The sequence below is a fragment of the Halomonas sp. NPDC076908 genome, from assembly GCF_050269715.1.
Taxonomy (GTDB): domain Bacteria; phylum Pseudomonadota; class Gammaproteobacteria; order Pseudomonadales; family Halomonadaceae; genus Vreelandella.
In genome coordinates this window covers 1-7,029 of sequence record NZ_JBNNIW010000067.1, presented here as the reverse complement: position 1 = coordinate 7,029, position 7,029 = coordinate 1, and the positions used below count along the sequence as shown (strand labels likewise).

The 7,029-nt window shown below is 47.2% G+C and carries 6 protein-coding genes and 1 pseudogene; 5 read left to right on the top strand and 2 right to left on the bottom strand.

Going from position 1 to position 7,029, the window contains the following annotated elements:
• From ACQKE4_RS19825 to ACQKE4_RS19810, 4 genes and pseudogenes are all read left to right on the top strand, one after another.
• Positions 1 to 1,071: trans-sulfuration enzyme family protein (locus ACQKE4_RS19825; protein WP_427389953.1), on the top strand; the 1,071-nt coding region annotated here is incomplete at its 5' end.
• 9 nt (positions 1,072 to 1,080) lie between these two features.
• Positions 1,081 to 2,358: a pyridoxal phosphate-dependent aminotransferase gene (locus tag ACQKE4_RS19820; protein ID WP_427389952.1), complete on the top strand. Its 1,278-nt coding sequence runs from the start codon at positions 1,081 to 1,083 to the stop codon at positions 2,356 to 2,358.
• A 66-nt stretch (positions 2,359 to 2,424) separates the two neighbouring features.
• Positions 2,425 to 2,667 (top strand): annotated as a pseudogene (locus ACQKE4_RS19815) (protein-methionine-sulfoxide reductase heme-binding subunit MsrQ); the annotation flags it as partial.
• Between the two features lie 107 nt (positions 2,668 to 2,774).
• A complete protein-coding gene (locus ACQKE4_RS19810; RefSeq protein ID WP_427389951.1) occupies positions 2,775 to 4,544 on the top strand; it encodes a S8/S53 family peptidase in 1,770 nt (589 codons plus the stop codon).
• Between the two features lie 87 nt (positions 4,545 to 4,631).
• On the opposite strand, the gene ACQKE4_RS19805 is transcribed toward ACQKE4_RS19810, so the two are convergent.
• Positions 4,632 to 5,210, bottom strand: coding sequence for an NAD(P)H-dependent oxidoreductase (locus tag ACQKE4_RS19805; RefSeq protein ID WP_427389950.1), 579 nt, complete (start codon positions 5,208 to 5,210; stop codon positions 4,632 to 4,634).
• A 201-nt stretch (positions 5,211 to 5,411) separates the two neighbouring features.
• Here ACQKE4_RS19805 and ACQKE4_RS19800 point away from each other — a divergent pair, with 201 nt between their 5' ends.
• Positions 5,412 to 6,314, top strand: a complete 903-nt coding sequence (locus ACQKE4_RS19800; RefSeq protein WP_427389949.1) for a LysR substrate-binding domain-containing protein — start codon at positions 5,412 to 5,414, stop codon at positions 6,312 to 6,314.
• Positions 6,315 to 6,379: 65 nt separating this feature from the next.
• On the opposite strand, the gene ACQKE4_RS19795 is transcribed toward ACQKE4_RS19800, so the two are convergent.
• Positions 6,380 to 6,922, bottom strand: a complete 543-nt coding sequence (locus tag ACQKE4_RS19795) for a LysR substrate-binding domain-containing protein (RefSeq protein WP_427389948.1) — start codon at positions 6,920 to 6,922, stop codon at positions 6,380 to 6,382.
• Between the last annotated feature and the right edge of the window lie 107 nt (positions 6,923 to 7,029).

Here is a 7,029-nt window from a genome sequence, read left to right as displayed (position 1 = left end):
GGCACTGTCTGGGTGAATGGCGATAATGGCTATATTGCCATGCAGGTCAGTGGGTTAGAAGTGCTTCCGGGGGCCGGTCTCACGGATTCAGGAAACATTATATGTCGCATTGAAAGAAGCAAATACTCGCTGGCCTTTTCTACAGGCATGACGGCAATATATATAGTCCTTAGCCTATTAAAACCCGGCTCTCACTTAGTAATAAATAAGCACATATACGGATGCTCCTACAAGTTATTTCAAAATCATTGCGAACGACTTAATATAAGCCTTAACATCATAGATCTTTCTAATGAAAGTGACGAAGAGTTCAATATCAAAAATGTTGACATGGTAATATTTGAGACTCCAACCAACCCATTTCTAAGAACAATTGACATAACAAAAACTTCGTCATTAATAAAATCAATTAATCCAAAAGCATTAATCGTTGTTGACAACACGTGGGCAACACCATTATATCAAAATCCACTAAAGCTAGGGGCGGATTTAACAGTCTATAGTGCCACAAAATATTTTTCCGGTCATAGTGATGTCATGGGTGGAATAGTAGCTACAAATAACTTTTTCTTATATGAAAGGCTATTGGACGAGCGATTTTATTCTGGTTCCATCCTTACTCCCTATAGTGCTTGGCTTTTATCTCGCAGCATGAAAACCTTCAGCATCCGAATGAAACGGCACTCTGATACCACACGAGAAATAGTGACACAATTAGAAAAGAAATTTTATGTGGATCATATCTATTATCCTGAAATAAATGACTGTCAACTCAAAAGCTATGGTGGAATTATTTTCATTGATGTCCCTAATTACATAGGCGATCGGTATAGTGAAATTATCAAAGAATTAAAATATTTTGGAACTGGAACTGGAATGGCTTGCGTGACGTCAATGATTGCAAAACCATACACAGGTAGCCACGCCTCGATGACACCTGAAGAAAAAAATAGCATGGGTATAACTGAAAACCTAATCAGATTGTGCTTTGGCTTAGAAGACCCAGAGGATTTAATTTCAGATTTAGATAACGCTATTCATAATGCATTAAAACAAAACCCGCTCACGTGAGGAAGATAAATGGATACCAACTTAGAAAAACATCTAAGCTGCAGCAATTACTACCAGTCAATCAACATTTTAAATGGAATTTCCACAAAGTACCCACATGCTATTTCTTTAGCCTCCGGATCACCTGATAATGCATACTCGTATCAGAACCATATTAAATCTGGAATGGCTGAATTTGAAGAGCATTGTTTAAAAAAGGAAATAGATTATAATACAGTTGTGCACCAATACTCACCTACTAAAGGAATAGCAAATGAAATAATTTCCCAGCACTTATTGACAGACTACACAATAAAAGTTGACAGTGAAAATATCATTACAACTGTAGGTTTTCAAGAGTCAGTTTTGATTGCTATATTATGTATCTTCCAATTTCCTAAAGAGTGCTTAATCATACCTGATCCCGTTTTCCCTGGGATAGCCGGAGCAGCGAGACTAGCGAGAATCGATATCATACCAGTTCCATCAGAAATTTTTCATAATGAGATGAAGCTAGAGTTATTAATTAGAAAAATAAACGCTAGTGGAAAAAAAGTTAAAGCCATTTATACAGTTCCTGATTTCTGCAACCCTAGTGCAGACACTTTAACTTTGATGGATCGAAAAAACATAATAAATCTAGCTGAAAGATATGACTTTTATATACTAGAGGATAATGCCTATACTCTTTTCAGATTTAAAGGAGAAAACATTTCGCCTATAAAACAGCTATCTGATCAGCGTGTTTTTTATATTGGGACTTTCTCCAAAACATTGTTTCCAGGCTTGAGAGTTGGTTATTTAGCGACTCCCAAGACCTCTTTGTCAAACAATTTCTCACACTTATCAACAACTATTAAGACATTCACCACTGTTAACACACCTCCAATCTGTCAAGCAATTGTAGCCGGGATATTACTAAAGAACGATTTCTCTCTTAGAGAATTCAATAAAGAAAGACTAGAGACATACAAAATAAGAAATAAATCTATAGAAATAAATATCAAAAAAAACCTATCCTCAAGATCACTTTTTAGTCAAAATCCAATGCCCAAAATAAATGGTGGATTCTTTAGAAACCTTAAACTCCCATTTAAATTCGGCACAAAAGAACTAGACGAATGTGCTAAAAAATTTAACGTTATTGTCTTTCCAATATCATGTATGTCTTTTTTCGAAAACACAGAAAAAGATTTTTTAATAAGAATATCATTTGTTAATAACAATGAAAAAAAACTTTCCAAAGCTCTTAATAATTTATTTAACTTCATTGACCACAAACTCGTAGCCAATGATAAAAACCTATGACTTTTCACTTTTTCGATTCACAAATACTCTAACAATCTATAATTTTTTGATCTAATCAAAACATGAATGACCTTACTCGGCGCCACGTCCAACCGCTGGGCGATGAAACGCCTAGGCAAACGCTGGAAGCCGCTGCACAAATTTTCCTACGTGATTTTGGGTCTCGTCTTGCTGCACTTCTTCTGGGTAGTGCGCGCCGATATGCAAGAGTGGGCGATGTATGCCGCTATTGCAGCGCTGATTATGGTCACTCGCCTGCCTCCCGTCGCCCGTACTCTGCCAAAACTACGTCATCGGTTTAGTCGTTAAAAAATAAACGATATTCGTTCGTGCCGGTCAGACGCGTGTTCATGTTCCGTTCAGCGAATACGTTTAAGCTGCGTGCACTCAGTCGAATACCGTTTGGAGTAGCGATAATGGCAGTTAAGTATTTGGGCGCTGGCAGAATGGTTTCGGCGCTGGCATTGATGATAGTGGCGATTGCCGCGCTGGCTGATGAGCCATTAAGGGTCGAACAATTGCAACGCTGCGGCAATCTGCTGGCGCTGGATACCCAAGAATTTTGTCTCCACGTCAGCGGGCTTGATGACAGCGACTTTCAAGTGAAGCTGAACGGTACACCGCTTCCTCAAGAAGCCCTCAGCCACAATAAAGATCAAGTCCGTGTGCGCATCAGCAGCGAAGATGCCCAAAGTGGCCCGCTATGGTTTGAGCAGGATGATCAATCCAGCAATCCGGTTTGGGTAAGCATCAAGGGCAGCCATGTATTAGCAGCCACGGACCGAGAAGTAGCGGAAAACATGGATGGTTTGACCACCTACGTGGATCTGATCAGCCTGATTATTGAAGAAGAGTATGAGGGCGGCGAAGAAGCTCAGCGGTTGGCAGAAAAGTATGACGCCGAGGTAGTTGGGATGATTCCTCCGCTCAATACTTATCAGTTGCGCTTGCCAGCTAAGGATTTGGTTGAACGCGATGCACTGGTACTTAGGCTGGGTAGCGAGGTCAGCGTCGATGCGGTGGTGATCGAAGAGTCGGGGCCAGAAGAGAACATTGAGAGTGAAACGGGAACCCCACCCGATGCAGATGATCAGGAGTGGGCATCGAATCGCTTTTTGGATGCCGTGAATTATTACCAGCGGCGCCTCTCCAGCCAAGGTGAGGGCATTGAGACTCATCCAGTCCGCATTGGCGTCATCGAGCGTGAAGTAGACTTCGACGCTCCAGATTTTGCCGACTACCTGGGTGACTGCCGCACTGATTCGACCAGAACCTGTGTGTATGCGCGGGATGCTGCCAAGCCTGACGGCCATGGCACAACGGTGGCAGGCGTGTTTGCCGCGGCATGGAATGAAGGCGGCAACAGTGGTTTTCTGCGTGGGCTGGACGAGGTAGGCCCAGGTTTCGATGTGATTGTAGAGCGTAATTCGGATGCAGGCATCACCGCCAATATTGCCGCCTCAGTGAATCTAGTAGAAGACGGCGTACGCGTGCTCAATTGGAGCTGGGGCATTCACCGCGTAGGGGCCATCGATATCAACGGGGATGAGGTCGACTCGCTGGTACGTTCCGGTATCGCCATGAGCGGTTACGAGGAACTGCTTGAAGAGTTCTTCTTATGGCTACGACGCGAACATCCTGATGTCGTAGTCGTGAATTCGGCAGGTAACGGATCATCATTTTCTGGTCGGGACGAGTATCGCCTGCCCTCATCGTTTGTGACTGAGCAACTGTTCGTAGTGGGAGGACATGAGCGCAGCGATCAGGATGTGCAGGTTGCCGACCCCAGGTACGCGATAAAACGCAGTGCATCGAATATCGACATGCGTGTGGATATTACAGCAGCGGCCTGTGTGCGGGGGTCATCTCTGATAGAAGGTGAACGGGGCGAGGCGCATTGCGGTACTTCTTATGCAACGCCATTGGTGGCTGGGCTGGTGGCGGCCATGATGTCGATAGAACCTGAACTGTCGCCAGCACAGTTACGAATGCTGCTGCGGCGTAGCGCCATGACCATCGGTGAAGAGTACGATTTCGAGCCGACTGACGCAGATGACCTAACCGCTCCGATACTGCCATCGGAACGTGCCAATGACCTGAATCATCCCGATATCGGTCGCTCAGCCCGGCTGGATATGTACAAGGCGCTGGATCTAACGGTGCAAAGCCTGAATCGGGATCGCTAAGTCCTAATAGTATGACCAAAAATGCCCACCTCTCAGGGTGGGCATTTCTTAACCAAGTGCGTTAGCCAAAAGCCTTAACCAAAAACTTTAGCCAAGAACTGTGCGCAGGTGGTCACGGTAGGCCGCTTTATCACGGTCGACATTGGGGACTTTCATCACATCGTTGGCGATAAAGGTGGGCAGCGCTTCTAGACCAATAAATTCCTGGGACTTATGGAACGGGAAGTAAACGCCATCCACACCGCGTCCTTCAAAGAAGTTATCCGGCTCGTTAAACGCTTCGATCGGCGCATTCCAGGTTAATGAGAGCATATACTTGCGACCCTGCAGCAAGCCGCCGCTGCCGTACTGTTTGGACGGGTCTTGGCGACTGCGGCCATCGCTGGCGTAGAGTGAACCATGGCCTTCTGTAAACACCTCATCAATGTAGCGCTTAACGATCCAGGGCGCGCCCATCCACCAGCCAGGCATCTGATAGACAATCGTGTCGGCCCACAGGTAGTTCTGCACCTCGGTAGCAAGGTCGTAACCTTGATCGATCACCGTTTCGCGCACCTCGTAGCCCAGCTCATTAAGAGTGCTTACCGCCACGCCGTGCAGGGTATTGTTGAGTTCACCGCCAGAGTGCGCAAACTTTTTACCACCGTTAATCAGCAGAATCTTCATTTAACCAGTTCTCTCCAAAAGGTTTGCCATCACATCTAACCAGAGTAGATATGATACTAATGGCGCATATTGTGGGAGGAACAGTCCTAAAAAAGAAGCATCGTTTCAGCAAGAGACTTTTGATTTAAAATCAACAATACTAGACATTTATTATTAGGGTATTCGGACACTTTATGCAAAGCACTTTATGACAAGCACGCCATGAAAAGTACTCTTGAAGAACAGCAGGCATTTGTCACGGTAGTGGATAGCGGCTCAATCACCGGCGCTGCTGAACGGCTGGGTATCACTGTGTCTGGTGTCAGTCGCGCACTCAACCGTTTGGAGCAGAAACTCGGGGCCACTCTACTGCGCCGAACCACGCGTCGCTTAGAACTTACCGAAGAGGGTGAAACCTTTCTGAACCACTGCCGCCGTATTCTGGCCGCCGTGGAAGAAGCGGAAGAGGCAATGCTGGATCGCCATAATCAGCCCCAAGGCCGACTGCGAATCAACGCCGCCCCTAGTTTTATGCAGTTCGTTATTGTGCCGGTTATTGGTGAGTTCCGCGCCCGCTACCCAGGTATTACGCTGGAGTTAAATACTCACGATCGCTTTGTCGATCTGCTGGAACAACGTGTAGATTTGGCCATTCGTATCGGCAAACTGGAAGACTCCTCGCTTCACGCCCGCCTTTTGGGCCATAGCCCGCTGCGACTTCTCGCCAGCCCCGACTACCTGGAACGCCGCGGCGTGCCGCAAGACATTGACGAATTAGCCCACCACAGCCTGATGGGTTTTAGCCAACTGGAGCATCTCAACCATTGGCCCCTCATTCGCGCCGACGGCAAGCCCTTACACATCACCCCAACGCTAGCCGCCTCAAGCGGCAGCACGCTGATTGAACTTGCCGTTGCAGGGGAAGGCATTGTTTGCCTGGCCGACTTTATGACCATCGCACCCCGCCAAAAAGGCATGCTGGTTGATGTACTGCCCACGCTTATCGAACGGCACACCCAAGCCGTCAACGCTGTGTACTACCGCCAGGCAACACTTTCCCTGCGTGCGCGGTTGCTTATGGATTTTCTAGCAGAGCAACTGCCGGGTAGGTATTTGCAGGGATGAAGGACTGACGACACCTCTCAAGTGACAGTAAATAAAACATAGAAACGACTAACGCTGGAGAAGCATCAGCGTTTATGCGCCTGTCGATCAACGATAGGTGCATGCTGCGCCATCAAATCTGCGACCCAATCAATGAATACGCGCAGCTTAGCGCTAACGTGCCGATTCGGTGGAAAGGCCACGTACATCGGCATCGGGTCGAGGTGCCAATCATCAAACAAGCGAATCAGTTCACCGCGTGAAACATGCTCCCTGGTCATGTAGTCAGGGAGCCAAATGACTCCGAGCCCCGCTAGGCCCGCCGCAAGCCCGGCATTACCGTCGTCGACCGAGATCACATAGCGACCTTGCACATTGACTCGCTCTCCGTTGCGATACATGGCGTAGGGAAAAGCTAACCCAGAACGCGCCCATCTGAAACCGACAATGTAGTGTGGGGGTAGAGACAGCTCTTGCGGGTGCAAAGGTAAGCCTGCGCTTTTTAAATAGCCCGGCGCGGCGTAAACACCAAGGTTCAGGTCACCTACGCGGCGTGCGACCAATGATAAATCAGTGAGTTCCCCGCCGCGCACGACGCAGTCCACGCTTTCACCGATTAGATCTACCATCCGGTCACTCACACGAGTTATAGTCAAATCTGGTGGATGGCAGTCAGGCGGCAGTCCTGTCTGATTGATCGGTTACCTGCTCCCCATCCTGAAACCGGACGTTGTTC

What these genes read in the sequence shown, in the direction of transcription:
- ACQKE4_RS19820 (WP_427389952.1), top strand. Translation starts at nt 1,081, where the DNA reads ATGGATACCAACTTAGAAAAACATCTAAGCTGCAGCAATTACTACCAG.
- ACQKE4_RS19810 (WP_427389951.1), top strand. Translation starts at nt 2,775, where the DNA reads ATGGCAGTTAAGTATTTGGGCGCTGGCAGAATGGTTTCGGCGCTGGCA.
- ACQKE4_RS19805 (WP_427389950.1), bottom strand. Translation starts at nt 5,210, where the DNA reads ATGAAGATTCTGCTGATTAACGGTGGTAAAAAGTTTGCGCACTCTGGC.
- ACQKE4_RS19800 (WP_427389949.1), top strand. Translation starts at nt 5,412, where the DNA reads ATGAAAAGTACTCTTGAAGAACAGCAGGCATTTGTCACGGTAGTGGAT.
- ACQKE4_RS19795 (WP_427389948.1), bottom strand. Translation starts at nt 6,922, where the DNA reads ATGGTAGATCTAATCGGTGAAAGCGTGGACTGCGTCGTGCGCGGCGGG.